The organism is Saccharospirillum alexandrii, assembly GCF_043641555.1.
Taxonomy (GTDB): Bacteria; Pseudomonadota; Gammaproteobacteria; order Pseudomonadales; family Natronospirillaceae; genus Saccharospirillum; species Saccharospirillum alexandrii_A.
Window position 1 is genome coordinate 250,175 of record NZ_JBHZRJ010000005.1, and the last position, 26,083, is coordinate 276,257.

The following is a 26,083-nucleotide window of genomic DNA, read 5'->3' on the forward strand; positions in this document are numbered from 1 at the left end:
TACTTATAGCGCTAAAAACCTCAAAATTACGGATAGATCCAATCATAAGCCAGACATTTGAGAATCCGAAACGTTGCAATTCTTACCGTATTGGATCAGAGAGTGAACGCCGGTATTACGGCTTCCTGTCCAAACGCCTCCCTGCTAGCACTAAAACTGTGACCAACATCATGGAACTGAACCAGGGTGCTTCCCACAACAATCAGCGCCTCTATAGAATCGCCAATCCCAAAAGGATTGAACCATCAACATGGAGCGCGCAACGTGCATAAAGTGATCCCCCTGATTGTCCTGAGTCTGGTGTTATTTGGCTGCAACAGCAGCGGCTCCAGCGATTCCGACGCTGCATTTGAACCAACCACCGTCAATCTCGAACGGCTGACGCTGCTGGATGTTACCGGCCAGCCACTGGCGAATGTTTCGTTCTCTATCGAAGCCGATGATTCCGAACGGTCCGTCAATGCGCTCTCCGGCGGGGTCTATACCACCGATGCCGCAGGCTCGGTCACCATTCCGTTCCTGAGCGCAGGCAACTATCGGCTCAGCATCGATATTGCAAATGCCGCCGCCAGGCTTAGCGTTAAAGTCGGCATCAACAACACCAATCCGGTGGCCGCTATAGCCATGCCGGTGTTGCTCAATGAAGACAACACCCTCACCTCAGTAGAGGGCGATGGGTTTTTCGCCTCTTTCAACGGCATCATTTACGACAGCAAGGGCCCGGTTGAAGGTGCCCAGATAGAACTCTCTGCAGGCGCTGTGTCCAATGGAGCGATCGCAACGGCCATCAGTGACGAAGATGGCCATTACAGCCTGATCGTAAACGTTGGCTCAGCCATCATGCCATCACTCAACAACGCCGTTTGGCGCGTAACGCACGATGACTTCTCTCCGCTGGTCATTACCAACCTGGATGTCCTGGGAACCGGCGCAGTCACCGGCTTCAACCACGGACTGGTTCAGGGCAATGCCTCGGCCAACGTTCTCTACCGGGAAACGTTTAGCCAAACTGCATCCAGTGCCACATGTGGCGCCTGGACCAGCGATGCGGTTAACGGCGGGGCGCTTAATTTGTGGCACAGCCACACCGCAAACCCCGGACTTCGCAACCAGGCTCTGGACGACGATCTGGTCAAGCTGGCACCCGACGATCAAAGCCAGGGCGCGATTCCCAACCCAGGGTCGACCCGGGCTTGCTGGTATGGTCAGCCTGGAAATACCCCGGCGACCGGACAAGGCAACTTCATCGGAACGGCTGACGCCACCAATGGCGGAGAAATTCTGGGTGGTGGCACCTCGGATGCCCCAAATGCAGGGGCCATTGTCTCACCACTAATAGATCTGACCTCTGTCAGCAGCCCACTGTCGGTCACCTTTCGCAACTGGTGGGAAATCGAGTCGGTTAACCCCAACAACGAAGGCTTTGATCTGATGTCCGTTCAGATCAGCACCGATAATGGCGACACCTGGGCCACGCTGGCCAGACTCAACCCACTGTCCGACCCAATCGGCCAGGCCGACCGCGCACCCTTGCCTTACAGTAACCGCGGTTACAACAAAGCCCCGGCCTGGTTATGGCAGGAGCCCATCGACATCAGTGAATTCGCCGGTGAACAGATACGACTCAGGCTGGAATTCGATACAGTCGATGAACTCTACAATGGCTTTCGTGGCTGGCTGGTAGATGAAGTCCGCATCATTGACCAAACCGGTACCTTCCCCCGCTATGACGAGGACGACCTTCAACTCAGCGATGCCAGCCCGGTTCAAGGCCTGCCTTTGGAACTCGGGGAAGACTACAGCTTTAGTGTTACGGCGGAATTCTCTGGCGATGCAGAGAACGTTCAGCTGCAGATGTCGTATATCAGTTTGGACGACATGCTCAATGCACAGGAGCCCACTCTGCTTGCGGAGTTGGAACCAGGCACTACAAGCGGCACCTTAGTCAGTGAACCAACGATTGCTGAGGATGACCTGTTTTTCATTCTGATCGAGGCCGTTGACGACCAGGGGGTCGAGCTGACATCCGAATCCATTCCCTACAGTGCAATCTGAATAGCCCGGCCCCTTTTCCGGCCTATTCAGGCATGGAAAGGGGCATGCAGTCATTGATGCCTTAAGGGATCTCTGACCACACCGCAAATTCATTGCCACTGGGGTCGGCGAAATGAAAGCGTCGTCCACCGGGAAACTCGAAAATATCCTGCACTATGGTGCCACCGGCCGCTTTAACTTGCGCCAATGTGTCAGTTAACGCGTCGCTGTACAACACCACCAGTACACTGCCATTGGCTGGCGTCGCTACCTGGTCAGACTTGAAAAATCCGCCATCCAGCCCGGCACCTTCCAGGGCAACATAATCAGGCCCGTAATCCACGAAAGACCACCCAAAGGCGGCCTTAAAAAAGCGTTTGGTTGCGTCTATATCGCGTGAGGGTATTTCGACGTAGTTGATCTTTCCATTCTGGTTCATGGCCGCTCTCCGGTTATCCGCATCCTCTTCCATGTGCAAGAAAACCATGCTCGCCCGACCCTGTCAACCAGTATTTTATACAGTATTTTTAGGGCAGATCATTGTCCGGACGTAACCGGTGGATCTGCCTGCCGCACGGGTCAGGAAACTGGACGGCGGTGCCCAGAACCCGATTAACCGCCGGGCGCTTTAGCTTGCTCGACGCATGGAGTCCGGCACGGATAGGGGTGTACACTCAGCCTTGCCTGCCCTGCTTCAGGACCGGCAACCCGAGCACCCGGCCCAACAAGGATGACCATGAAAGCCATTACCTATCATCACTATGGCACACCCGATGTTCTGACGGTCGAGGAGGTTCCCGCCCCGACGCCTAAAAAGGATGAGGTGTGTATTAAAGTCCACGCAGCAGAAGCCACCAAAGGTGATTGCGAACTGCGCAGCTTTCGCTTCCCGGTTAGCTGGTTCTGGCTGCCGTTGCGGCTGTTCTTTGGCGTTTTCAAACCACGAAAACCCATCCTTGGCGGCTATTTCGCTGGCGAGGTTGTCTCGGTCGGTGCCGCTGTCAGCCGATTCAAACCCGGCGACCGCCTGTTTGGTTCTACACAGATCCGAATGGGCGCTTATGGTGAGTTTCTGTGCCTCCCCGCTCACTACTCCCTCGCCCGGGTACCGGATTCATTATCATCAGAAGCCGCCGCCGCGGTGCCACTGGGTGGGCTGAACGCCCTGCACTTTATGAACTGTGCCCGCATAAAACCCGGAGACAAAGTGCTGATTAACGGTGCGGGGGGCAGTATTGGCAGCTTTGCCGTGCAAATCGCCAAGTCGATGGGCGCCGAGGTGACCGCCGTTGACGCCGGGTTCAAGGAGGCCCGGCTTAGACAGATTGGCGCCGACCATTTTATCGATTACACCCGGGCCAACCCGACGCAACAAGGCCAGGCCTACGACGTGGTTTTCAATATGGTGGCGCAAAGCGACTACGCGGCCTGGGTCCAAACACTTAACGACACGGGCCGTTATCTGTTGGGCAACCCCCGGTTATCCGACATGCTGCGCGCCGCATTGACCAACCGTTTCACCCGCAAAAAAGTCACGGTGAAACTGGCCGGTGAAACGCAGCAGGAACTCGAAGCGCTGTGCGATCTGATCAACGCCGGTCACATCAGCCCACTGGTGGATACAATATTCCCGATGGCGGAGGCGCCTGATGCCCATCGCCGGGTTGAAACCGAGCAGCGCGTGGGGTGCGTAGTGATTTCCATGCGACACACAACCCGAGCGGTTCCGGAAATCGCCTGACTATACCCGACGATGATTCAGCGCTTCGCCGGCCAGCAATCGTTGAATATTGTCCGCCGCTCCGTGCATGATGCCTTCAACCGACCGGTCGCTGAGGCCGGCAACATGGGGCGACGTCATCAGATTCAGATTGAAAATCGGGTCATCCGGATTGGGTGGCTCCTGCCAGAACACATCCAGCGCGGCACCGGCCAGGGAGCCCTTCGCTAGAGCATCCTGCAACGCCTCTCGCTCGACCAGTCCGCCACGCCCCACATTAATCAGGTAGCTGCCGGTTTTCATCTGGCGAAACCGGTCGGCATTAAACAGATGATGCGTCTGGTCTGTATCTGGCAGGGTGAGTACCACCAGATCCGATTGTTCCAGCAAGAACGGCAGCTCGGCCGGACTGCCCAGCCACTCCAAGCCGCTTTCCAATGCCAGAGCGGCATCCGGCTCTCGCTTGATCGCCAGTTGCCGTGCGCCAAACCCACTCAGTCGACGACTGACTGCCTGGCCGATGGCGCCAAACCCAACAATACCCACGGTTGCCCCCATCAGGCTTCGGCCAACGGGCACACCCAATTGTTTTTTCTGGCGCTGCTCCGGGTGCTCCGCCGTACGCCGCATCAGCGCCAGCATAAAATAGATCACCATCTCCGCTACCGAATCGGCATTGCCCGATACATCGGTCGGAACATTGGCCACCGCGATGCCTCGGGCTCGCGCCGCTTCCAAATCCACGCCTTCCAGCCCGGCGCCAATCTGTTGAATCAGTTGCAACCGGTCTGCGGTTTGCAGCAGCCCCGCATCGATACGACTCATGGTGGGAATCACCACGTCGTACCCGGCGAGGGTATTCGGGTTGAGCCCACCGGCGGTAAACGTGACCTCGGGCAGTGCCACGCGGAAGCGATGCAGAATCCCGCCCCAGGCGTCTTCCGGGGCCGCAAAGAGAACGTTCATCGGGAATCCTGTGTGTGAGTGTGCCGCAATGCTAACGTATTTTTTCAAAAGAAGTTTTGTTGCACTTAAAGCGCCTTACTCTTCTACCCTTGGGCACTCCGCGCGCCGGTACGAACCAATACCCACCCCCACACAGCGCGGTGAGCGTTGAACATCAGCAGATTACCGCTGGCAATCATCGCCAGCCCAACCAGTGCACTGGCATGCCACTGGTAGCCTTCAAATATCGTCGACAACACCAGCGCCACCAGGGGAAACAACACGGTGGCATAAGCCGCTTTACCGGCCCCGATGCGCCCAACCAGCATAAAGTAGGCGCCAAACCCCCCAATAGACCCGATAACGGCCAGGTAGACCAGTGCACCCAGGTACCTGGGTTCCTCTGGCAGGCTAAAACTCGCCCCCTGCACCAATGCGATCAACCCCATGAACAAGGCCCCGTATAACATGGCAAAGGCATTGGTCGTGTTGATTTGCAGCCCGCGCCGCTGATGGCGAACCGATACCATGTTGCCAAGTGAAAACCCAAAGGTACCCAGCAAAGAGAGCCCAACCGCACCCAGCAAAGTCCAGGTGGCTTCAACGGCAATCAGATCCTGCCAGAAAATCAACACCATGCCCGGCAAACCTAGCGCCAGCGCCCAATAGAACACCCGGGGTACCGGTGTGCGAAAAAACAGGTAGCCGTTAACCGCATTAAACAGGGTCGACATCGAAAACAGAATGGCGATCAGCCCGCTGGGCAAATAGGCCGCAGCGGTGTAGAAACAATAGAAATTCAACCCGAAAACGCAGCCACCCTGCAGCAGACAATACAGATGATCACTGCCACCCAGCGCCTGGCGGCGGCGAAACACCGTAAGCCCGGTCAACAACACCAGCGCGGCAATAAGGAAGCGGTAGAAGACGGAGACCGGTACGGCCACATCGCCCACTTGCCAGGCGATGGCCAGCCAGGTCGACCCCCAGATCAGAACCGTCGAGATGTACAAAAGGCTATTCATGGTGGGCCGTTCTCACAGTGATAAGCGTAAGCCACAGTATCACCGCAGCGGTAATCGCTGGCTTGCAAGCACTTGCGCTTCTTTGCCTGTTCTTGCGGTTATGTGAGTTGTCAGATTGAAATTCCCACTGGGCCTGAGTACTGTTAGCCCAGTTCCGAGGAGCCACGCCATGTCTGCCGATACACTGACCCATTACCCCAGAATGAAACAGACGCAAGCCTGTCTGGTGGGCAGTACCCAGCTGAAAAACGGCATGGCGCTCGCGCGCTGGCGCAATCATGACGACCGAATAGAGAACATTCAGTCCAATCACCACACATTGAGCGTTTACCTGAACGGCGCAGAGAATTCACTGCGCCGGCAAGGGTCGCGCACGGTGAGCAGCCAGAGCAGCAACAGCGTGTGCCTGATGCCTGCCAGCCTGACCACCAACTGGGACGTGCTCGGCCCTATCTCACTCCTGCACTTCTATTTCAGCGACGCTCACCTCGGCCAGTTGATCGAGCAGGTATGGGATAAGGATGGTCGAAGTGTGCAGCTCGATGAAATCGACTTCGCTCAGGATGCCCTGCTCACCCAACTGTTCTGCACCACCCTCAGCCAGAGTAACTGGCAAGACCCACTGGACCAGCTGGCACTGGATTCCGCCACCCAAACGGCGCTGATACACACCCTACGCCACTACAGCCAGCGTCGCCTGCCAACCCTGCGCCCAACTGGCGGGTTACCGGCCTGGCAGTTGAAGCGTGTCGTGGAATACATCGAACAGCACCTGAACCAGCCCGTCACCCTGGCTGACATGGCCGGGGTAACCGGGCTGAGTGACTTTCACTTTGCCCGCATGTTCAAACAGGCCACAGGCTACCCGCCCCACCGCTACCTGCTGCACCGTCGCCTTAGCCAGGCCCGTCACCTGCTTGCCCGAACACCCCTGACGATGACCGAGATTGCACTGCGTTGTGGGTTTGGATCGAGCAGTCACTTCAGCAACCGCTTTCGTGCAGAGGCCGGCACCAGCCCCACTGAGTTTCGCATACAACACAGTAGCCAGTGCGGCACGTTTCGATAGGCCCCCTGCCCCAGAGATCTCAGTAAGCCGGACTACCCCTCACTCAGGCAGCTATGACGCGAACTGTCGTCCAGATCCAGCGGCAGTACCAGGGTACTGAATTGCAGCGTGCCGGCCTGGTTGCACAACTGATCGATCGCATTTGCATCATCCAGCCAGTCGTCTGCCGGGTACTCGGCGTTCAGCACTGGTTTACCGGCATCGATAAAGGGTTCTAGCAGGCCACATTCATCGTACTCAAAGCACTGCTCATTCACTGCAAAATCGAAATAGTCGACCAGCGCCTCGACCTGATCGAGATCATTTTTCAGACCAACTGACAGGCCGCGCTTGTGTGCCTCATTGGCAATAAAGCGGTTGTATGCAAGCTGATCACCGGCGGTGAAGTTGAACCCGGGGTCGTTGAGATAACCATCCATATTGTCTGGCTCGACGCCATCACAGCCTTTGTCACGGGCCAGATCGAGCCGTTCCTGCATAATGCGGTGCACATTGGATGAGCGGATGTCCAGCCAGCGCTCATCGGGCCAGCCATCAAGGGTATTGCCCAGTTCATTGCCGCTGAAGCTGGCTTCGTCATCGCGCCAGTTCTCATAGGAGCCGGCAGAGAAATAGCAAATGACTTTGCGACCATCAGAAACGTTCATTTGTTGAATGGTTGCTTCAGAGGTATCGAACAGATCGACGTCATAGATCGCAACATCGTAGCTGTCGTTCAGTGAGGAGCCATCTGGCACCAGCAGTTGCCACTGCCAGGTAACGCCCACTGGCGGTTGGTACCAGGTCTCGCCGGTAACCGGCGCCACATTCACCGGCAACGGACTGTTAAGGTCGGCCACCGACGAAGCGGTTTCCTGGCACCCTGCCAACACCACTATAAACGGAACCAATAACCATGAAGTTGTTTTCACAAAGCAGGCCTTCCTCTGTTAACCAGTCATTATTGCGCTACCGCCAGTTACGGTAACCCATGCCGTTGTAACTCTCCCGACAAGACACAGCGTCTTGTTGTGTCGTCCATCAATACCAGAGGCAGTAGCCACAAAAGACCGTCGGTCTGCACATGTTTCCAAGCCCTGTCGCAAACAGACATGAATTGGACGTTGTGATGACCACGGCGTTGACTCAGCCGTGTAACGATCTGCCAGTCTGCAAAGACCCCAGCGTACGAGGGCATTTTATGATCAGGATGTTGTCCGGTGTTTGGCCGCTTTTGCTGGGCATTGTGCTCATTATGCTGGGCAATGGCATGCATTTCACCCTGATCGGCCTGCGCGGTGGGATTGAAGGGTTCTCGGCTGCTGAACTGGCTATTGTTACCTCAAGTTATTTCGTGGGGTTTTTGTCCGGTGCCCGCTACAGCCCCCTACTGATCCGCCGGGTAGGTCACGTCCGAGTCTTCGCGGCACTGGGCAGCTTCATGTCGGCGGGGCTTATTGCCTTTCCGTTGTTGACCGAGCCCTGGGCCTGGGCACCGCTGAGACTGCTTGTCGGCTTTTGCATGTCGGGCATCTACGTCACCGCCGAGAGCTGGCTGAACGATGCAGCCACCAATGAAACCCGCGGCAAGGTGCTCTCAGCCTACATGATCGCACAGACGCTCGGCATCATTGGCGCCCAGGGACTGCTGACGCTGGGCGATGCGGGCACCTCCGCGTTGTTCATCGGCGCCTCGATTCTGGTGTCCATTTCCTTTGCCCCCATTCTGTTAACCGTGACGCACGTGCCAGCGGTTGAAGTGGCACGGCCAATGTCCCTGCGTGGCCTTTTCTCCGGCTCGCCGCTTGGTACCGTCGGAATTTTTCTGCTCGGCAGCGTCTACGCAACCCAAACTGGCATGGGCGCCGTCTATGGTAGCCAGATCGGGCTGACGCCGACCCAGATCGCCCTGTTCGTGGCGATGCTGTTTGCCGGTGCCCTGCTGCTGCAGTACCCGATTGGCTGGTTGTCAGACAGAATGGACCGGCGCAAGCTGATCTTCGGTGCCGCCACGCTCGGCGCTGTGTCCAGTGTTGTTGGCTGGGTTACCGGTGGCAGCCTCTGGCCTTTAATGATCGCAGCCTTTTTCGCCGGTGGGGTCACCACGCCACTTTATGCGCTGTTTCTGGCCTATACCAACGATTCATTGTCTGCCGAAGATATGGCGTCGGCCTCTGGCGGGCTGGTGTTCACCTTCGGGCTTGGCGCCATTACCGGCCCACTGGTAACGGGCTGGGCGATGGAAGGGTTGGGGCCCTACGCCTTCTGGCCCGTGCTCGGCGCTACCTTCACTTGTATTACGCTCTATGCGCTCTATCGCATGACCCAGCGCGCGGTGACGCCCGTTGAGGCGACCGAGCACTACCTCGGTGTTGTACCTACCGCCTCGCCTGTAGCGGTAGAGGCCGCCGGGGTTTGGGCTGCTGAACATGCAGAAGCCGAGCGTGAAGCACAGGATGAAGCAACGACTTCACCCTGACCCTTTAAACCCGACACGCCCTGCACCTTCAGACGGCCACACCCTGTGGTGTACCGCGCAACGTCAGCAGCGACAAACCCGCTGCTACCACTGAGCACAGGGCAATGGCCGCTGTCAGCATCAACGGAGTGCCGTCGAACACCAGACTGACCACGGCGATGGCCAACGCACCCAGCATCATTTGCAACGTGCCACCCAGGGCAGCGGCCGTGCCCGCAATGGGACCGTGCTCTTCCAGCGACAACACCATGGAAGTGGGGACAACCAACCCCAGAAAGGCGTAGGTAATAATCAGCAAGGTGACCAGTAATGGAAAGCTGTCATTACCCAGGGCAACCAGCACAAACATCAGGCTGGCCGACAGGGCGTAACCGGCCACGGCCCATTTAACCACGGTAATGGAGCCGAAGCGGACGCCGAGGTTGGCAGCCACCTGGCTGGTGGTGAAAAAGCCCAGAGCGTTCAACGCAAAGGCGAGGCTGAACTGGAATGGTGTGAGGCCGTAATAACCGGTATACAAAAATGAGGCCGTCGCCAAAAAGGCAAAGAAGCTGGCCATACCCATGCCGCCGATCAACGTCAGCCCCATATAGCCCGGGTCACGGAACAACACGCCAAAGGCCTTCATCATGGCGTTGAACCGGAACGGCGCCCGGTCTGCTGGTGCCAGCGTTTCTTTCAACGATAACACCGTCAACAACAGTCCCAACACCGACGCAACGGCAACGGCCAGGAAGACTGCGCGCCAACCGAACGGTACGATGATGGCGGTACCCATCAACGGGGCCAGCATCGGCGAAATGGCGATAACCAGCATGATGGTCGACATCAGCCGGGTCGCTTCAGTACCCGTGTAGCGGTCGCGAATCACAGCGCGCGGAATGGACATCACCGCCGCGGCCCCGACGCCTTGTAAGAAGCGTAGGGCGATCAGCCACTCAATGGTGGGCGCTAGTGCACAGCCAATCGACGCGACGCCAAAAATGCCCAGCCCAAAGTACAGCGGTGGCTTGCGGCCGAACACGTCGGAGGCCGGGCCGTAAAACAGCTGACAGATACCAAATGCCATAAAAAAAGACATCAGTGTCCACTGGGCAGCCGATACCGAGGCCCCCAGATCGTCGCTGATGGCCGGCATGGCCGGCAGATACATATCGATGGCGAAAGGGCCAATCCAACTGAGCAGGCCAAGTACCAGGGCCATTTTAATCATCTCGGTGTTCACTGAAGATTCCTTGGGTGTCGATTTAAAAAAAGGATGGAGAGCTGAAAGCTGGCTATGGTAACGCTTTCTTACGACAGTTCCACGACAGTTCAGCACTCTTTAAGTAGGTGTCGTGCCAGAACCTCCGAAATCGACAGCGACCCGCAAAGATTCCACCCAGGTGATTTTTCCCCGCTGGTTATCGAAGCGTGACATAACCCCGTAACTTCAAGGCCAGCCCTGTGACGGCTTTCGCAGAAGCCTCAGTCGACTGACCAACTGGCTTGATGGTCAGACGTCCGTGCGTTTACTCTGGCCAACTGCAGCCACTCCCGACTTGAGCAACCCTACAGGCAGGTTACAAGATGAATCTTGAACAGCTGATAGACCAAATTGCCGACGCTGAGCAGCAAAGTGGGCATCAGGTTTCCCTGGAAGACGTACTGTCTCAAATAGGGCGTCGTTCTTTCGGGCCTGTTTTGCTGTTGGTGGGGCTGATTACCATGGCACCGCTGGTAGGCGACATACCGGGCGTGCCAACGCTGATGGCCATCATCGTCTTGCTAACGGCCGTGCAATTATTGCTGGGGCGCGACTATTTCTGGTTTCCCAACTGGTTACTCAGACGGTCCATATCGAACGAGACGTTAAACAACGTCACGAACTGGTGTCGAAAGCCCGCCCGGTTTGTCGACCGCTTACTGCGCCAGCGACTCGTCGTCTTTGCCAGAGGCCCGGCCAATTATGCCATTGCCATCGTCTGCCTGATCATCGCTGCGGCCATGCCATTGATGGAAGTTGTACCCTTCAGCGCCAATGGTGCTGGCATAGCGCTAACCGCGTTCGGCCTGGCATTGATCGCCCGGGACGGCCTGCTCGCGCTGATCGCCTTTGTGACGACTACGGCCACCATCACTCTGGTACTCAATAATTTTCTTTAAACATCATCGACTTAACACTGATGCGTTTCAAGCAACCCTGGTAGCAACCGTAGCAACCGGTATTCAAGCCAAGCCAACGACTTTTTCTGATGGTTAATCAGGCCTCTAACGATCATCAAAAATCTTTTTCAATTATTTCGAGTTGGGTACGTCAGCGAACAGACCCGACATTCCCGATGGCCTATTGTGAGCACAGATGAGGCGAAGGAGCAGTAAGGAGCAGCCCTACAGGAGGTTACATCTCGCGCCACAGGGACGACGGCGCAAACCCGAATTGAGCTTTGCAATTAAGGAGAAGTTACTGTGAATAATATCGTCTATATAGTCGGTGCTGTTGTAATCGTTTTGGCGATTCTTTCCTTTCTTGGTTTTCGCTAGAACCCCTTCCCTGGGGTCGTTATCGAACGGCCTTCAGTCGCGCCTGCTTAACCCCAGCCTTGGTTACCCGAATCAGGTTGTCTCCCGGTATTCGAACCCGGAAAAATCCGCTGGCATGCCTGTCCCGGAAAGATCCTGAGCCGCCATGCCGACAAAGGCCCCCGTAAAATTATTGCCAGCGCCGGTACCGGCTTCGTCACTGAGCACGGAGTAATCCAGTTTCAGTGGCAACCGCTGCCAGTTTTCACCCTGGCTCGCCCAGGAAAAATACAGATTCTCAAAGTCCACCTCGGCCCGTAACCGGACCGGCCCCTCCGCTGGCAGTGGAATGCGCTGGCCCTTCAACGGGTAATGGCCATGGCCACTGGCGTCCGCCAGGCAACTCATGACATCCAGACAGCGGCCGATGGTTTCGTCATGGCTGATAAAGACATAATGGTATTTGCGGCTGTTGTAGTAGCACACCAACCCTGCCATCTGTTGAAAATGCCTGGGCTGAACGTCCACGGTAGTCGAGGCCGTAAACCGATGGCTTTGCTGACGCCTCGCCACCAGTGCACTATTGAACAAACTCCCAAGCGACTCCCTTCCGTACAAACGCAAATAGCCCGGACGCTCACTCAGACTGAACAGGGTGTCCGGGTATGGCGTACGCAACCACTGAAAATCCCCCGGCAATTGGCGGGAAGTGAACCGGTAATCAATGTCGGTCTCCCGGGCCGGCGTTGGTGTGTGGTTTCGCGTCTCTGGCCCCAGTACCTGAACCTGGGGCGACAGGGAGTCTGCCTTTGGCCATAACCATTCGTCATCCCCCCAGACCAGCTTCTGAATAGCGGTTTCCCGGCCCAGGGGACTGCGCCCCCGGTTAGCCAGTGGACGGCTGCACAGATGCACCAGATAGGTTTCCCCTTCCGGGGTTTCAACCAGGTCGCCATGGCCGGCTCGTTGCAAGGGGCATTGCGGGTCAAACCGGGCGGTGATCAGGTGGTGCTTCGGGTGCAACTCATAGGGGCCGGTTAATTGGCGAGACCGCGCCAGTGTGCAGGCGTGGTCGTATTCAGTCCCTCCTTCAGCCGTCAGCAGGTAATAGTAACCATTGCGCTTGTAGAGGTGCGGCCCTTCCACCATGCCGAGGTCACTGCCGGCAAAGATATTATGCACCGGGCCGATCGGGGACAGGTTATCCCGGTCGAGCTCTTGCAGCACTATGCCACCAAAAGACGGTTTGTCTGGCCGGTAATCCCAGAGCATGTTCAGGAACCAGCGGCGACCATCGTCGTCGTGAAACAGCGAAGGGTCGAAGCCACTGCTGTTGATGTATACCGGCGCCTGCCAGTCACCATCGATCGTGGCGCAGCGGGTGATGTAATTGTGTGCATCCTTGGCATCGCCACTGTGGCGTTTAACATCGGTGTAGACCAGATAAAACACCCCCTCGCTGTGGGTCAGGCAAGGCGCCCAGACACCACAGGAATCCGGGTTGCCACGCATATCCAGCAGGTCGGGCCGGTTCAGCGGCCGGCTGACCAGCTGCCAGTGAACCAGGTCGGTCGAGTGATGAATCTGCACACCCGGGTACCACTCAAAGGTGGACGTAGCGATGTAATAATCGTCACCGACCCGGCAGATCGACGGGTCCGGATTAAAGCCGGGAAGAATCGGGTTGTTGATGGTTGCACTCATGAAAAATTACCCTTTAACCGCACCGCCGGTCAGCCCGGCGACAATGTACTTTTGCGCATACAGAAAGAAGGCCACCGCCGGCAAAATGGTGACGGTAATGTAGGCCAGAATGCGGTTCCATTCCGACCCGTACTGGCCACGAAATTCCATCAGCCCCAGGGGCCAGGGGTAAACGCTTTGGTCGTTCAGCATGATGAGCGGGAAAATATAATTGTTCCAGCTACCCACCAGAATGAACACACCCACGGTGGCGAGAATGGGTTTTGACAGTGGCATCACGATGGTCCAGAAAAACCGGCCATAGCTACAGCCATCGACCAGGGCTGCCTCGAACAGTTCTTTCGGCAATTGCTCAAAGAAGGTTCGGAACAACAGCACGCTCATGGCCAGGCCAAAAGCAACCTGAGGCAGAATGACGCCCGCATAGGTATCGAGTAAACCGATGTCCCGAATTTTAATGAACAGCGGCAGAATCGCAGTAGCGCCGGGAAACATCATGCCCAGAATCACATACGAATACAGGTACTGTTTACCGGCAAACCGAATGTGTGAAAAGGTAAACGCCAGCATGGAAGCAATGATCAGCACCAGGGCAACGGTAAACCCGGTAATGACAACGGAATTGAGCATCATCTGCCAGGTCATGCTGCTGGTCAGAATATCGAGATAAGCGGTGGCATCCCACTGACGGGGCAAGCCCAGCGGGCTAACCCTCAATTCCCCGAGGCTCTTAAACCCGCCGAGTGTCGTCATCCAGAACGGCAATAAAACAAACAGGGCTGCAAGCAGCAGTAAACCCCAGCGCGCCACACTGGCAGAGACACTGCGTCGATCGGTCATCTCCTTCATGCGGTATTCCTCGCCATCACAAAGCGTTGATAGATAAAGGCAAAGATGGCACACATCACAAAGAGCAATACGGCCACGGCGCTGCCAAAACCGATGCGCGAGCGCACAATGCCGAATTCGTAAAGGTAAGTCACAATGGTATGCGCCGAGCCACTGGGGCCACCTGAGGTGACCAACGGCATCGCCATTTCGAAAAACTGCAACGCGCCAATCACACTGAAGAATATCGACAACCGAATAGCGGGCATGATCAGCGGCAGCTTGATGCGGAAGATGATTTGCAGACGGCTAGCGCCATCGAGCCGGGCGGCTTCTACCAGATCATTTGGCACACTTTGCAGGCCGGCGATGTAGATCATCATGTGGTAGCCAAAATACTTCCAGACCACCACAACCAGAATGGCATTGAAGGCCCAGTCCCGGTCTGCCAGCGGGTAAAACGACTCCATGCCAAACAGCTGGGTAAAGGCTGCTACCAGGCCAAAATTACCGTCGTAAATAAACCGCCAGATCAGACCAGCAACAACATCGGCCAGAATAAAAGGCAGAAAGTACACCAGCCGGAACAAGGTATTGAGGCTGCCTTTGCTGGCAATGCTCAGCGCCAGCATCATGGCCAGCGGTAATTGAATCAGCAGGGAGATCAGCACAATTTTCGCCGTATTCCACACAGCCTGATGGAAGACCGGATCCTGCAGAATAAACTGGAAATTGCGCCAGCCAACCCAGCGCCCGCTGTCAGACAGCGCGGTAAAGCCATTCCAGCGATAGAAACTGTACACGCCGGATTCAGCAATCGGCAGGATCACCAGCAGGGTGAATACCATCAGCGCCGGTGGAATAAACAATAACAAAGTGGAGAGCCGCCCGCCGGTGTTATGGCGGTACAGCCACTCTTTCACAGCCGACAACCGGCCGGTACGCTGCGCTTCGAGCGCGATATCAACAGATTTCATGACAGTCTCGAACGGCTTTGATCAAAGAAAGGCTCAATGACTTTGCAGCCAATGAGCCCAGGGAGCGCTTCGGCAGAATTATCGGAAATCCCAGGCCTGCTGTACCCGATCTACCGCTTCTTCCGGTGAAATTTCACCGGCAAACAGCTCGGCCGACACATCATTGATCACACCGCCAACATCGGCGCCGAGCGCCTGATCCCAGAACACCTGATGCCAGGATGAGTTGGCAATATTCTCGGCAATTTGCTTCATGTGCGGGTCTTCAACGGCTTCAGCCGCACCATTGGCCACCGGAATGATGATGCCCGCTGCAGCGAGTTTGCGTTGTTGTTCTGGCGCCAGGAAAAACTCCAGCCAGCGCACGGCGGCATCACTGCCATTGCCCGAGGTAAAGGCCCAGCCATCGACACCGCCCAGCGTCGCGGAAGGGTCACCCAGGCCACCGGCCACCATGGGGAAATTGAAGTAGCCCAGGTTGCCACCAGAGACACCCTCGCCGCTTTCGGATTCGGAGGTTTGCACACCGATATCCCATTCACCCATCAGGTGGATAGCGGCCTGCCCGTTCCCGAACACACCGGCGGCCTCGTTATAGGCCATGCCCCGATAACCGGGCTGAAAAGGGTCGAGCTCTGCCAGGCGGCGCAGCTCTTCACCTGCGCGTACGTAATGCTCGTTATCGAAGCTGGCTTCATCGGCCAGAATCGACTGGAACAGATCCTGCCCGCCAATGCGCATGGCCAGGTAGGTCCAGTAAAAATGCAGCGGCCAGCGTTCAGCACCGCCAGCGGCGATGGGGGTGATACCGGCCTCCTTGAGCGTACTGACTGCATCCAGAAAGTCATCCCAGGTTTCAATGCTGTCGGCATTCACACCGGCCTGCTCAAACAGCGACTTGTTGTACCAGAATCCGACCTGAGCCAGCCGATAGGGTGCACCATAGAGCCGGCCGTTAACCTCAAACGCCGACATGGCGCCCGAACCAATATTGGCTCTCAGGCGTTCTGCCTTGTCGGTGATGTCTGCAAGCAGGCCCGCTTCAGCGCGCACCCGGTAATTGCCGCCGCCGAAGCTCCAGTACAGATCGGGTTTGGCGTTCGATTGCAGCAGCGTGGGCAAGCGGGCTTTCATGGCATCGTCGTCCATAAAATCCAGTTGCACGGTGATGCTCGGGTTTTGGGCTTCGAAGTCGACACGAATCTCATCCCAGGTATCGCGGATGAACTGATCCTGCTGGTTATGCAGGACAGTCACTCTTTCTTCGGCGACCAGTTGCGTACTGCACACGGCCAGCAAGGTGCCGACGCAGGTAGAAACGACTAAGTGTTTGAGCTTGAGCATGGGGCCTTCCTCTGGTTGTGATGGTTTTTGTTTTTCCCCCGATTGAGTCAGGGCGGCCTTTAATTTCACCTCTCAAACTAAATTAAACACAGGAGACTGATACTGTCAAAATATTTTCGAGTGTCGAGTTAAATCGATCACCATTAGGGATTTGGGGTTGAACCCCCGGAACAGAGAGTGATTGGCCGCTAGAAAGACAAACAGCCTGTACTGGCGCGACTCGTTCGTTGCAGGCACGAATCCGGATCCAGCATTGAGAGGGTTCTAGGGGGCTGACAGAATGGGGAGGGGCTGGCTGCAGCCCCGGAACAGGTTACTGCGGGTGTGACCGAATGGCTTCGCCCGCCAGGCGCAAGGCCTCTAACCGCGATGAACAGACGTGATGGGCCGGGACCATATCAAACAACCCAACGCCCTCCAGAAACCTCGATGTCTCTTGTGCAGGGCGAACTATAAACACCTCCTTGCCGGCGTCCAGGGCATCCTTGAGCGCGTTTTCAATGGCCAGGGAGACGGTGGCGTCGACCAGTGGCACGTCGCTGATATCCACCACCATGGCGGTGCAACTCATGACGGCATTATGTTCCCGGGCAATAGCCTTCGACACCCCAAAAATCATCGGCCCGCTCAGGTACAGCAAGAGCAGCTTGCCCTGGGCTTCATCGAGCAACTGCTTTTCTTCATTGTTCAGCGCAATGGCATCGTCAGAATCGGTAATGGTTTTGATGTTTCGGGTTTGTTCGCGGCTGAGCCGCTCAATGGTAATGATATTGGCGATGAAAACCCCCAACCCCACCGCCACGATGAGGTCGAAGAAGACGGTTAAAAACATCACGCCATACATGATGAAGGTGGCGTTCCAGGAAACGCGGTGTGCACGCTTCACGAAACTCCAGTCCAGAATGTTGATGCCCACCCGCACGGCAATGCCAGCCAATACCGCCAGGGGAATGCTCTCGGTCAGTTTCGCGGCCCACAGGATGACGACCATTAACACGACCGCCCGCACAATGCCCGACAACGCCGACCGCGCCCCGGTTTGAATGTTCACCACGGTGCCCATGGTGGCACCGGCACCGGGCAAGCCACCGAACAGGCCCGAGACAAAGTTGCCTATGCCCTGCCCGACCAGTTCTTTATCGGATTTGTGCTCCTGGCGGGTGAGGCTGTCGGCGATGACCGCGGTCAAGAGCGCATCAATACAACCCAGCGTGCCCAGTACCAGAGCGTCTACGATCATCTCGCTCCACTGGCCCCAACTGAAGGTGGGCACAACCATAGAGGGCAGACCCAGATCGATCTCACCAATGCGGCGTACCTCAAAAAAACCAAGAATCGTCAGCGAGAACAGCGTGCCTGCGACCAGGGCGATCAGTTGGGCGGGAACGTAGCGGGTCCACTGCTTGGGCGCGAAAAACAGAATGCCTATGGTGAAAGCACCCAATATGAATTCGACTGGCCTGATCGAGGTTAACAGCCCGGGCAAGGCCGCCAGGGTACCCGTTACCCCGCCCGGCGGGCTCGGGTGACCGAGGAAAGGGGCCAGCTGCAGAATGATCAGAATAATACCAATACCGGACATAAAGCCGGAGACTACACTGTAGGGCATTAACGTAATGTATTTGCCGAGCTTGAGTGCCCCCAGCGCGATCTGAAACAACCCGGCCATCATGACCACGGTAAACGCCATGGCTCTGCCGTTTTCCGGGTTATCGGCAATCAGGGTGGTGAGTACGGCCGTCATCACAACCGTCATCGGGCCGGTGGGCTCGGAAATGAGCGTGGACGTGCCACCAAACAGGGCCGCGAACAACCCTACCAGCACCGCACCGTAAAGCCCGGCCTCAGCGCCGGCACCGGACGCAACGCCGAACGCCAGCGCCATGGGCAAAGACACCACTGCGGCCGTCAGGCCACCGAAAATGTCACCTTTTAGGTTATCGAACCGAATGTCGTTAAACAGCTGCATGGGTCCATCAACACGTGTCTGGTGATCTTATCGGCAGAGTTTACGGGATGACGCACCCTGCCGCATCCATGGTAAGCCAATTCACCTTGTCCTGGGCGTTAACAATCACCCGCAGGATCTTCGGGCATGACGCAGGATGCAGTAGCCTGAATAGCGTTAGTAACCGGCTGACCGCCAGCACTCACCGGCACCCAGGCTTCCGCCCAGGTGTGATTGGCACCCTCCCCCCACTCGGCCAACGCCGCTGTCAGGAAATCGATAAACACTCGAGTCCTGGCGGGCAAATAGTCGCGTTTGGGGTAGATGGCGAACACCCCGCTGCCCGGTTCCGGGAGCCGGTAGGCTGGGTAGAGCGACACCAGGGCACCCGATTCCAGGCCTTCTTTGGCGAGAAAGTGTGGCAGTTGGGCAATGCCCAGGCCATCCATACACATATGGGCCATCGCCTCGCCGTCGTCGGTGATATACCGGCGCTCCAGTTCATAGGAAAGGTATTCCCCCGATTCATCGGGCAAGAGAATAGGTTGCAACTGTCGGGTCTCCTTGATGCGGAAACCTATCCATAAGTGCGCGTGGAAGTCTTCACGGGAGCACGGTGTGCCATGCGCTTCCAGATACCGGGGAGAGGCGCATACCAGGAAATCCATCGGGCTGAGTCGACGAGCCACCAGACGGCTGTCTTTCACATAACCGGTACGCAATGCGAGATCAATGTCGTTATCGATGATGTCGACATGCAGATCGTTGATCTCAAGTTCCAGCCGGATATCCGGAAACTGTTGGCAGAACGACTGCAGCAAGGGGCGCAGGTAGAGGTGACCGTAACAGACGGCAGAAGTTATGCGCAGGGTACCCATAGGCGAGTCGTTGGATTGCTGCAGTTCCTCTTCGCAGTTAGCGAGGCTCTGGAGCATTCTGCGAACGGTGTCGGCATAGCGTTCGCCAGCGGCCGTGATTCGCAGTTGCCTCGTGGAGCGCTGGAACAGGGTAAACCCCAGTTGCGCTTCCAGGCGGCCGATGGCTTTGCTGACCGTCGAAGGATCACTGCCACACAACTTGGCGGCAGCCGAAAAACTGCCGCCATCGCACGTGGCAATAAAGATTTCCAGTGACCGTAATTTATCCATCAGCAAAGTATAGCAACAAAGAAACGTGAACAATATTCACGACACTTTGGGATAGCGCGTCCCTTCACTCAGTTAGCCAGATGCCTAGAATTCAACGAACGACAGATTTCTTAGTACAGGGTGATACTGTGATCCGATATGTATTCAACAAAGCTTTGATGGGCATGCAGCGGCGCTATGATTACGACGTTGGCTATCTGCAGGAGATTCTACGGACCGACCTTCGAGGCTTTCTGAAGTACCTCGGGTTTCAGGTTATGGCATCCCACGCTGGGAAGCTGCCGGCAGAGCCGCTGTTTGCCGCCCGACTACGAGCAATTATCTGGGACGATTGCGGACCCTGCACCCAACTGGTAACAACGATGGCGCTGGAGGCCAGGGTAAACCCCGAGCGCGTTCGCGCCATCGTAACAAACGACTTCGATAACCTGCCCGAACACACGGCCCTGGTAGCCCGCTTCACCGATTTGGTGCTTGCCCATAACCCGGAAGCGGATGTGTTGCGTGAACACATTCGGGCTCGATGGGGTACCCGGGGCCTTATTGCCATTGGCTACGCCATCAGTACCTCACGTGTTTACCCGGCCTTGAAATACACTCTTGGCTACGGGAGAGCCTGCAGCCGGGTTCAAGTCAACGAAGAGACTCTGGTGCCCAAGCGCTCGGCAAAGATTGCACACCGGTAAACCATGGCGCTTATCGCTTACTCGTTGTCGTCTTCGAATTCACGCCTGGCATTTACCCAGGAGTCACTCATTACCTGGTAGGCGTCCGTGAAGCCCTTTTTCATTTCATCCCAGGCACCGGCTGAACTGTTTCTGAAGCTGTCGTACCAGCCAGCCAATTCGCTTCTCTGCTCGCGCAGTCTGTTCAGGTTAGCCCTGGCATCCTGGCGAGCTTGTTGGCTCATCGATTCCCAGTTATTGTCGATTCGGGCCTCGAGTTCGTTGATCTTACCATCGAGCCTTTCCAGTGCTTCACCGGCTTCTGCCACGGCCTCGTCACGCTGGTTGGCGGTGTATTGCCTCAGCGTGCTTATCAGCTCCCTGGTTTCTTGTTCGACATCCTGTGCCGTGACGACGTCATCTTCAGATTTCGCACAGGATGCTAACCCCAGACCTAAAACCACTGCTATAAGTACTGCTGTAAAAATAGAAAGCTTATTCATCTTGTAACTCCTGCCATTCCTGATATCGGTAACCGCTCTCTAACAGAGTAGCCGCCAGAACACATAACTGGGCATGTGTTGGTTGTTGCTGATGCATACCATTAAGCTCCAGGACACGCTTTATGACTGGGTACGTCACATTAGTCCATGGCCTCTCGGCCGACTCACTCTTTTTCGGCCGTTCACTATACAACCCTTAACGACGGTCTTTGACTATGACTATATATCGATCGATACATATAGCCCTAACTGCCCTCTACAATGAACAACGTACATTCGGCGTTATCGGTACGTTTTGGTTTCACCGGAGCGTATTCTTCAGAATCCACAAATGCCTGCGCACTTTTCATGTCCGGGAATTCGATGATCACAATCCGGGAGGGAGACCAGAGCTCTGTTTCTCGGACATCCATCACACCCCCTCTTGCCCGATAAACACCACCAAACTTTTCGGCGATCGGCTTAGCCAGCGTCTTGTATTCCTCATAAGCTGTATGATCTTTTATCTTGGTGTCTACGATTAGAAATGCGCTCATTGTAAAAACTCCATAATTTAGTGGGTGGTTAATACCAATCTCAACTGTAACTCCCAACTGAACACTTCGACGACCAACTCTCAGGCACTCCCTATTGAACCGCGCTGCTCGCCTGCCGTTGCTGCCCCCCTGCCTGCCAACACCTCGACAAAAGCGAGGCCGGCACCGCTCAACAGAGAAAACGACGCTGATACTGCTCCCGATGTCATCGCAGCCATTCAGGGCAGTGTGACACCAAGGTCGCCACAGGCGAGATGACCTTGGGTAAACTACCGGCTCCTCGGCGGATCATATTGCCACCTATGAAGGCGTATTGATAAACCGCATACGCCGGTAAAAGGCAGGTCCCTGGCCTTCAGGCAAGGCCAGGATCTCTTCGAAAAACCGACTGTAAACCCGGCAAACAACCGCTGTATTGGCATCGGTGTGCGTGGAAGTATCGAGATAGCGAATATCGTCGCCCAAATTGGCTTGAACAAGTTCTACCGCTTCCTGAAACGCAACCGGCTCCATCATTGCGACCGTGGAGTCGACATTATATACAACACGCGTGAACAACTCTTTGAGCCTTTGCCAGTGTTCCTGAGAAATAATTGCTCGGTAGTCGAGATTCCCATAGCGCACCGGATCGATCATTTGCGGGCAATACCTAGGATGAGAAGCCATCAAATTGCCCATCTCCGACAGCAGTGCTGTCAAATCCGTGTCGTTAGCCCGGTCGGCCACCGTCATCGCCCAATCATCAAAGTAGCGTGGAGCCACCGCCACAATGTCGAATTCTGGCCCACTCAGCGCCCGCTCTTTCCAGAATGCATCAACCAGTTGACTGTAGAACTCCGGATCCACGCGCGCACCCACTTCAAATACTCCAACAGAGCTCAAGGCCGCGCGAATAGGCTGATACCGCTGCTCGCGATATTCCGCGGGCAAAATATCATCGACTTCCACGATGTTGTGGGCCAGCCCCGACTGTTGCAACTCTTCCAGCGTCGGCCACCAAAGTTCACCCGGTGGCACTTCGAACATGCGGTCAATCGCTGTACGGTCGATGCCCCGCTCGGCATAGTGCTGGCGGTCGACAACGTATTCTTTGTCTTCACTGGACAAGCTCTCGCCTGTGATGGGGTTCGTGTACTGATGAAACCCCAACCTGGCACCGCGGCCTAACGTTCGGTTCGAACCGGCTACAAAAGCAAGCGGGCAGGCAGAATTACAACCGACCGCGCTGAACGTGTCCCATTGGTGGCGTTCAATTAATTTGGCCAGAGCCCGCCCTTCGTAGAGCCGGCCACCACCACTATCCAGAACAATGCCTTCAATAGCCTCAGGTTCTTCCAGCTCTTCGATTAAATCCTCGATTTCCCGAGTCATACCAAAGCCGAAAAAACCTTCCAGATGAATCAGGTTACGCTCGCCCAACACCGCTATGTGGTAATTGGCCAACGGGTCAGGTTGGAACCCGTTGACCCAATGCTCCCGATAAGTAGGCAGCTCCTCTTTAAAGGTTTGAACCTGATTAAGAAAACTGACCAGGATAACCCCAATAACCAGGATCGGCCCCAGACTTTTTTGTTCATCAACCCAAACCCGATGAGACGTCCGCACCAGACCGACAAGTTGCCAGGGGTACACTACCAACATCACAAATCCCATCCCAAATATTTGCCAGCGTGACTGGTAAACCGGATGTTTTATCCATTGAAAAGCGATGGGTACCACCAGCGCCACCGTCACTACAACATTAAGGACGACAAAATTCACCCAAAATGCCCTTACGAGCGAGTATTCGCCCTGCCAATGTCGGCGGATGTACCGCATAAGTCACTCCTGATTTATCGCCAAAAAATGCACTCACCGCATAGGGGATTGGGTAACAACTGGCATCAATCGAAAGTCGAAGATTGCCATCTACTGCGTCTACTCGAAATGGTACATAACTACTGGCAGACAGCTTAAAAGGTCATCCTGGCTCGAAGTAACAGATCTGCTTCCATAGCCATGGTGTCTAACTCCCCCTTGCCCGTAATGCGTGACCTTGACTCAATTCGAACATGAGGCACCCTCTTTATAGAAGGGAAGAACTTCCGGAAGATTACCCTGCGCTTTCTCCTGTTCGAACCGCAAATTCCGTGTACACCCACCGAATTAACATACCATAAACGGGCCTACAGATAACCACCTCCGGCCCCGATTACCACTACGATAACCCCAAGAATCAGGTTGGTGCCCACTAGCTTGCGAATCTGTCCCACCTGCCGTCCGGCCTCCTTTGGGTCCTGGTTGGCAACGGCCAGCTTTAGCCTGCGGAAGGGGGCAAAATAGACGTGCGAATAAAGCAGCATCATGACAATCCCAAGCCCCTGCATGACATGGATATGCCAGCCGGCACCTGCCATGCCACCGAACACGCTGGAGAGCATCCAATAGCCTGTTACCAGCAACAGAATCACGGCCACCCATACCCACCGGAAAAAACGGGACAGGGTGTGACACCAGAGCACACCCCGCTGCGACTCATTAACCACCTCGACTACGGCCGGTCTCATGGCCATATAGGCGAAGAACATGCCGCCAACCCAGATCACGGCAGAGAGAACATGCAGTGCGATAGCGAAACTCATAAACGCGACTCCTTGATAAGATATGCGTGTGAAGAGCATAGGCTTCTAATCACTTCATGTCGCCGATGCACCACATTTGCATTTCAACCAGCCGCCACCCCAGCTGATAAGGCTAAGCGATGGTGCGCGCTCTATTAGCCAGCGCGTCCATTAGCCATTCGAGCTAGTGCGGCGCAATGGAATTGCGAGAATACCCACCAGAAGACCATAGACCATAGCTATTAGAAGAGGCTCCCTAATAGATGCACGGTGTAAGTTTGTCGTTAAGCACCGCACCCATCAAAACGACGACCATCGCACAAAACACGACTTCGTCTTTGCACACCGAACGAATCTTCCGTAACAATGCTTACGTTGTAAGACGATTCCAAAAGGAGCTGGAGTTGCCGCAGTACGTCGACTAGCTGGCAGCAGCCGGTCGATGGGGCGTTGCCGCCAAACCGACTTGAAGGCAACGCTGCGAACGACTGCCGAACACAAAAACAAAGGATAACAACATGACTCTATCCAGCTCTAAGGCCACCCTGGCCGTCGCGCTGACCGGCGCATTGTCTATTCCTCTCGCTGTACAGGCTGAAGTCAACGACGACATACCGAATTACCCGGATAAACTGTATGGCCAGCAGGATGCCGCCAGCTTAAAATACACCATCATTTCCGATACCGAGTTTCACAGGCCACTTGCCTACCTGGCCCACTACCTGGGTTATGCCTGGACAGGCGGTACCGGCTCACAATACGTTGGCGAAGACCTTAGCATCTACCAGGATTACAGCAGCCAGTACACACTGCAGGCACGCTACAACAGCAACGACCCCTACTCGGGAGGGTATCGCGCCAGTGAGCGTCTGAAAATGCAGCTCAAAAACATTCGCTTCGTCACCAATCCGTCCGACCTCGAATTGGGTGAACCACAGGTGTACAACCGGGTGCCGATCAAAACCGTCACCTATGAAATACGTAACGAGGGCAATACAACAGACACCAAAGTCGCGACATTGACCTACGACGAAACAGAGAGCTGGTCGAAGGAAGAAAACTTCTCGTTCTCCGAGACCATCGGCATCACCAACACCTATGAATTTGATTTGGGTGTAATGGGTAATTCAACAGAGATCAGCGCTGAATTCAGCGCTACTCAGGGGTGGAGCGAAACCAATGGTGAAACCAACACCGTATCTCAAAGTGCGCAGTATCGGGCTGAGATGCCACCGCGCACCAAACGCGAAATCACCATTACGTTCTTCAAGCAAACTGCGGACATCCCGTACACCTCGCAAATGTACATGGATTACGACCTGACCTATGAGAACTTCCTGCGCTGGGGTGGCAACGCCCGGACCGACCACCCAACCAACCGGCCCTGGGAGGTTTATACCTTTGGTGATCGCAACGGATACAGCGCAGCCGAGGATGTTCTCGACCAGTACCTGCACCGGCAGATCAATGGTTACAGCCAATGGGATTGGAACTGGATGATCAATGAATACGGGGCGGGCTCCATTCAATGGGCCCTGGGCAACATCACCAAGCGAGCGTACGGTGCACCGATGAACGGCAAGTTCACAGCCATTGATGCCAGCCAATACAACATCACCGCTGGGCCAGCGGTACCGCTCGATTCGATCTCGAAACAGGATCAGCCATCCGACCGTATTCGGCGTAATTCCGACAATGGCGAAGCAACCCTGCTGAACGTTGAGAATTATGACTGGGAAGACCGGGTGACCAACGTCAATCTGACGGTCGAAGGGGCTCTGCAGCAGTCTATGTGATCTGGCTGCCTGTTTTGGGTGAATGTGCCTCGGTTTACTGGTTGTATGTTTGAATCCGGTGGCGGGAACCCTTACCCGCCACCGGCAGGCACCTGTAGATTTATCACAAGTACTTTGCTTTAAGCGAAGGTCATCCGGCTGGTTTTCGGGGACGCCTGAATTACCCGAAACCAGCCTCCACAAACACCCATCACAATAAATAGCACTGGGTTGTGAACTAACTAAGCATGATGCTTCCCCAGGGTGCATGACCTATTGCTCTATCCATCCTTTGCGTTTGT

The 26,083-nt window shown here is 55.7% G+C and carries 22 protein-coding genes; 7 read left to right on the plus strand and 15 right to left on the minus strand.

Features of this window, described 5'->3' with window-relative positions:
• Positions 1 to 264 precede the first annotated feature (264 nt).
• Positions 265 to 2,055 (plus strand): hypothetical protein, encoded by a 1,791-nt coding sequence (locus tag ACHUE7_RS18145; RefSeq protein WP_394171297.1) that lies wholly within the window; start codon positions 265 to 267, stop codon positions 2,053 to 2,055.
• Positions 2,056 to 2,116: 61 nt separating this feature from the next.
• On the opposite strand, the gene ACHUE7_RS18150 is transcribed toward ACHUE7_RS18145, so the two are convergent.
• Complete coding sequence (locus ACHUE7_RS18150) at positions 2,117 to 2,473, minus strand: VOC family protein (protein ID WP_394171298.1); 357 nt, start codon at positions 2,471 to 2,473, stop codon at positions 2,117 to 2,119.
• Positions 2,474 to 2,770: 297 nt separating this feature from the next.
• Here ACHUE7_RS18150 and ACHUE7_RS18155 point away from each other — a divergent pair, with 297 nt between their 5' ends.
• Complete coding sequence (locus ACHUE7_RS18155; protein WP_394171299.1) at positions 2,771 to 3,775, plus strand: NAD(P)-dependent alcohol dehydrogenase; 1,005 nt, start codon at positions 2,771 to 2,773, stop codon at positions 3,773 to 3,775.
• Here the strand turns inward: ACHUE7_RS18155 and ACHUE7_RS18160 are convergent, their stop codons facing one another.
• The gene (locus ACHUE7_RS18160) at positions 3,776 to 4,720 is read right to left on the minus strand and encodes a 2-hydroxyacid dehydrogenase (protein WP_394171300.1); all 945 of its coding nucleotides are present in this window, start codon (positions 4,718 to 4,720) and stop codon (positions 3,776 to 3,778) included. It abuts the gene before it with no gap.
• 83 nt (positions 4,721 to 4,803) lie between these two features.
• Positions 4,804 to 5,724: a DMT family transporter gene (locus tag ACHUE7_RS18165; RefSeq protein ID WP_394171301.1), complete on the minus strand. Its 921-nt coding sequence runs from the start codon at positions 5,722 to 5,724 to the stop codon at positions 4,804 to 4,806.
• A 169-nt stretch (positions 5,725 to 5,893) separates the two neighbouring features.
• Here ACHUE7_RS18165 and ACHUE7_RS18170 point away from each other — a divergent pair, with 169 nt between their 5' ends.
• Complete coding sequence (locus tag ACHUE7_RS18170; protein WP_394171302.1) at positions 5,894 to 6,793, plus strand: helix-turn-helix domain-containing protein; 900 nt, start codon at positions 5,894 to 5,896, stop codon at positions 6,791 to 6,793.
• Between the two features lie 32 nt (positions 6,794 to 6,825).
• On the opposite strand, the gene ACHUE7_RS18175 is transcribed toward ACHUE7_RS18170, so the two are convergent.
• Entirely contained in the window at positions 6,826 to 7,704 is an 879-nt protein-coding gene (locus ACHUE7_RS18175) for an endo alpha-1,4 polygalactosaminidase (RefSeq protein WP_394171303.1), read from the minus strand.
• 269 nt (positions 7,705 to 7,973) lie between these two features.
• On the opposite strand from ACHUE7_RS18175, the gene ACHUE7_RS18180 reads away from it, so the two are divergent.
• The gene (locus ACHUE7_RS18180; RefSeq protein ID WP_394171304.1) at positions 7,974 to 9,251 is read left to right on the plus strand and encodes an MFS transporter; all 1,278 of its coding nucleotides are present in this window, start codon (positions 7,974 to 7,976) and stop codon (positions 9,249 to 9,251) included.
• 28 nt (positions 9,252 to 9,279) lie between these two features.
• On the opposite strand, the gene ACHUE7_RS18185 is transcribed toward ACHUE7_RS18180, so the two are convergent.
• A complete protein-coding gene (locus tag ACHUE7_RS18185) occupies positions 9,280 to 10,476 on the minus strand; it encodes a multidrug effflux MFS transporter (RefSeq protein WP_394171305.1) in 1,197 nt (398 codons plus the stop codon).
• 344 nt (positions 10,477 to 10,820) lie between these two features.
• On the opposite strand from ACHUE7_RS18185, the gene ACHUE7_RS18190 reads away from it, so the two are divergent.
• Positions 10,821 to 11,396, plus strand: a complete 576-nt coding sequence (locus ACHUE7_RS18190) for an exopolysaccharide biosynthesis protein (protein ID WP_394171306.1) — start codon at positions 10,821 to 10,823, stop codon at positions 11,394 to 11,396.
• 450 nt (positions 11,397 to 11,846) lie between these two features.
• Here the strand turns inward: ACHUE7_RS18190 and ACHUE7_RS18195 are convergent, their stop codons facing one another.
• The 6 genes from ACHUE7_RS18195 to ACHUE7_RS18220 form a co-directional block, all read right to left on the minus strand.
• Positions 11,847 to 13,457: a glycoside hydrolase family 43 protein gene (locus ACHUE7_RS18195; RefSeq protein WP_394171307.1), complete on the minus strand. Its 1,611-nt coding sequence runs from the start codon at positions 13,455 to 13,457 to the stop codon at positions 11,847 to 11,849.
• A 6-nt stretch (positions 13,458 to 13,463) separates the two neighbouring features.
• Entirely contained in the window at positions 13,464 to 14,306 is an 843-nt protein-coding gene (locus tag ACHUE7_RS18200; protein ID WP_348476269.1) for a carbohydrate ABC transporter permease, read from the minus strand.
• On the minus strand, positions 14,303 to 15,262 hold the full coding sequence (locus tag ACHUE7_RS18205) for a carbohydrate ABC transporter permease (protein WP_127558500.1): 960 nt from the start codon (positions 15,260 to 15,262) through the stop codon (positions 14,303 to 14,305). Before ACHUE7_RS18205 ends, ACHUE7_RS18200 begins: the two co-directional genes overlap by 4 nt.
• Positions 15,263 to 15,340: 78 nt before the next feature.
• A complete protein-coding gene (locus ACHUE7_RS18210; RefSeq protein WP_394171308.1) occupies positions 15,341 to 16,606 on the minus strand; it encodes an extracellular solute-binding protein in 1,266 nt (421 codons plus the stop codon).
• 313 nt (positions 16,607 to 16,919) lie between these two features.
• Positions 16,920 to 18,575 carry a bicarbonate transporter BicA gene (gene bicA / locus ACHUE7_RS18215; protein ID WP_394171310.1) on the minus strand — a complete coding sequence of 552 codons (1,656 nt, stop codon included), beginning with the start codon at positions 18,573 to 18,575 and terminating at the stop codon, positions 16,920 to 16,922.
• Between the two features lie 98 nt (positions 18,576 to 18,673).
• On the minus strand, positions 18,674 to 19,702 hold the full coding sequence (locus ACHUE7_RS18220; protein ID WP_394171312.1) for a LysR family transcriptional regulator: 1,029 nt from the start codon (positions 19,700 to 19,702) through the stop codon (positions 18,674 to 18,676).
• Between the two features lie 128 nt (positions 19,703 to 19,830).
• Between ACHUE7_RS18220 and ACHUE7_RS18225 the strand changes: the two genes are divergently transcribed.
• Positions 19,831 to 20,388, plus strand: a complete 558-nt coding sequence (locus ACHUE7_RS18225) for a hypothetical protein (protein WP_394171314.1) — start codon at positions 19,831 to 19,833, stop codon at positions 20,386 to 20,388.
• A 17-nt stretch (positions 20,389 to 20,405) separates the two neighbouring features.
• Here ACHUE7_RS18225 and ACHUE7_RS18230 read toward each other — a convergent pair whose 3' ends face one another.
• The 4 genes from ACHUE7_RS18230 to ACHUE7_RS18245 form a co-directional block, all read right to left on the minus strand.
• Positions 20,406 to 20,870: a sll1863 family stress response protein gene (locus ACHUE7_RS18230; RefSeq protein ID WP_394171315.1), complete on the minus strand. Its 465-nt coding sequence runs from the start codon at positions 20,868 to 20,870 to the stop codon at positions 20,406 to 20,408.
• A gap of 245 nt (positions 20,871 to 21,115) precedes the next feature.
• Positions 21,116 to 21,406, minus strand: a complete 291-nt coding sequence (locus ACHUE7_RS18235; protein ID WP_394171316.1) for a DUF1330 domain-containing protein — start codon at positions 21,404 to 21,406, stop codon at positions 21,116 to 21,118.
• Between the two features lie 300 nt (positions 21,407 to 21,706).
• Positions 21,707 to 23,224 carry a COG3904 family protein gene (locus ACHUE7_RS18240; RefSeq protein WP_394171317.1) on the minus strand — a complete coding sequence of 506 codons (1,518 nt, stop codon included), beginning with the start codon at positions 23,222 to 23,224 and terminating at the stop codon, positions 21,707 to 21,709.
• A 347-nt stretch (positions 23,225 to 23,571) separates the two neighbouring features.
• On the minus strand, positions 23,572 to 24,027 hold the full coding sequence (locus tag ACHUE7_RS18245; protein ID WP_394171318.1) for a CopD family protein: 456 nt from the start codon (positions 24,025 to 24,027) through the stop codon (positions 23,572 to 23,574).
• 497 nt (positions 24,028 to 24,524) lie between these two features.
• Here ACHUE7_RS18245 and ACHUE7_RS18250 point away from each other — a divergent pair, with 497 nt between their 5' ends.
• Positions 24,525 to 25,802 (plus strand): aerolysin family beta-barrel pore-forming toxin, encoded by a 1,278-nt coding sequence (locus ACHUE7_RS18250; protein ID WP_394171319.1) that lies wholly within the window; start codon positions 24,525 to 24,527, stop codon positions 25,800 to 25,802.
• Positions 25,803 to 26,083: the final 281 nt, after the last annotated feature.

Bases quoted from the DNA above. Each gene is read 5' to 3' on its own strand.
- ACHUE7_RS18180 (WP_394171304.1), top strand. From the start codon at position 7,974: ATGATCAGGATGTTGTCCGGTGTTTGGCCGCTTTTGCTGGGCATTGTG.
- ACHUE7_RS18170 (WP_394171302.1), top strand. From the start codon at position 5,894: ATGTCTGCCGATACACTGACCCATTACCCCAGAATGAAACAGACGCAA.
- ACHUE7_RS18220 (WP_394171312.1), bottom strand. From the start codon at position 19,702: ATGGATAAATTACGGTCACTGGAAATCTTTATTGCCACGTGCGATGGC.
- ACHUE7_RS18230 (WP_394171315.1), bottom strand. From the start codon at position 20,870: ATGAATAAGCTTTCTATTTTTACAGCAGTACTTATAGCAGTGGTTTTA.
- ACHUE7_RS18210 (WP_394171308.1), bottom strand. From the start codon at position 16,606: ATGCTCAAGCTCAAACACTTAGTCGTTTCTACCTGCGTCGGCACCTTG.
- ACHUE7_RS18150 (WP_394171298.1), bottom strand. From the start codon at position 2,473: ATGAACCAGAATGGAAAGATCAACTACGTCGAAATACCCTCACGCGAT.
- ACHUE7_RS18235 (WP_394171316.1), bottom strand. From the start codon at position 21,406: ATGAGCGCATTTCTAATCGTAGACACCAAGATAAAAGATCATACAGCT.
- ACHUE7_RS18165 (WP_394171301.1), bottom strand. From the start codon at position 5,724: ATGAATAGCCTTTTGTACATCTCGACGGTTCTGATCTGGGGGTCGACC.
- ACHUE7_RS18155 (WP_394171299.1), top strand. From the start codon at position 2,771: ATGAAAGCCATTACCTATCATCACTATGGCACACCCGATGTTCTGACG.
- ACHUE7_RS18200 (WP_348476269.1), bottom strand. From the start codon at position 14,306: ATGAAGGAGATGACCGATCGACGCAGTGTCTCTGCCAGTGTGGCGCGC.
- ACHUE7_RS18205 (WP_127558500.1), bottom strand. From the start codon at position 15,262: ATGAAATCTGTTGATATCGCGCTCGAAGCGCAGCGTACCGGCCGGTTG.
- ACHUE7_RS18160 (WP_394171300.1), bottom strand. From the start codon at position 4,720: ATGAACGTTCTCTTTGCGGCCCCGGAAGACGCCTGGGGCGGGATTCTG.
- ACHUE7_RS18190 (WP_394171306.1), top strand. From the start codon at position 10,821: ATGAATCTTGAACAGCTGATAGACCAAATTGCCGACGCTGAGCAGCAA.
- ACHUE7_RS18250 (WP_394171319.1), top strand. From the start codon at position 24,525: ATGACTCTATCCAGCTCTAAGGCCACCCTGGCCGTCGCGCTGACCGGC.
- bicA (WP_394171310.1), bottom strand. From the start codon at position 18,575: ATGCAGCTGTTTAACGACATTCGGTTCGATAACCTAAAAGGTGACATT.
- ACHUE7_RS18240 (WP_394171317.1), bottom strand. From the start codon at position 23,224: ATGCGGTACATCCGCCGACATTGGCAGGGCGAATACTCGCTCGTAAGG.
- ACHUE7_RS18195 (WP_394171307.1), bottom strand. From the start codon at position 13,457: ATGAGTGCAACCATCAACAACCCGATTCTTCCCGGCTTTAATCCGGAC.
- ACHUE7_RS18245 (WP_394171318.1), bottom strand. From the start codon at position 24,027: ATGAGTTTCGCTATCGCACTGCATGTTCTCTCTGCCGTGATCTGGGTT.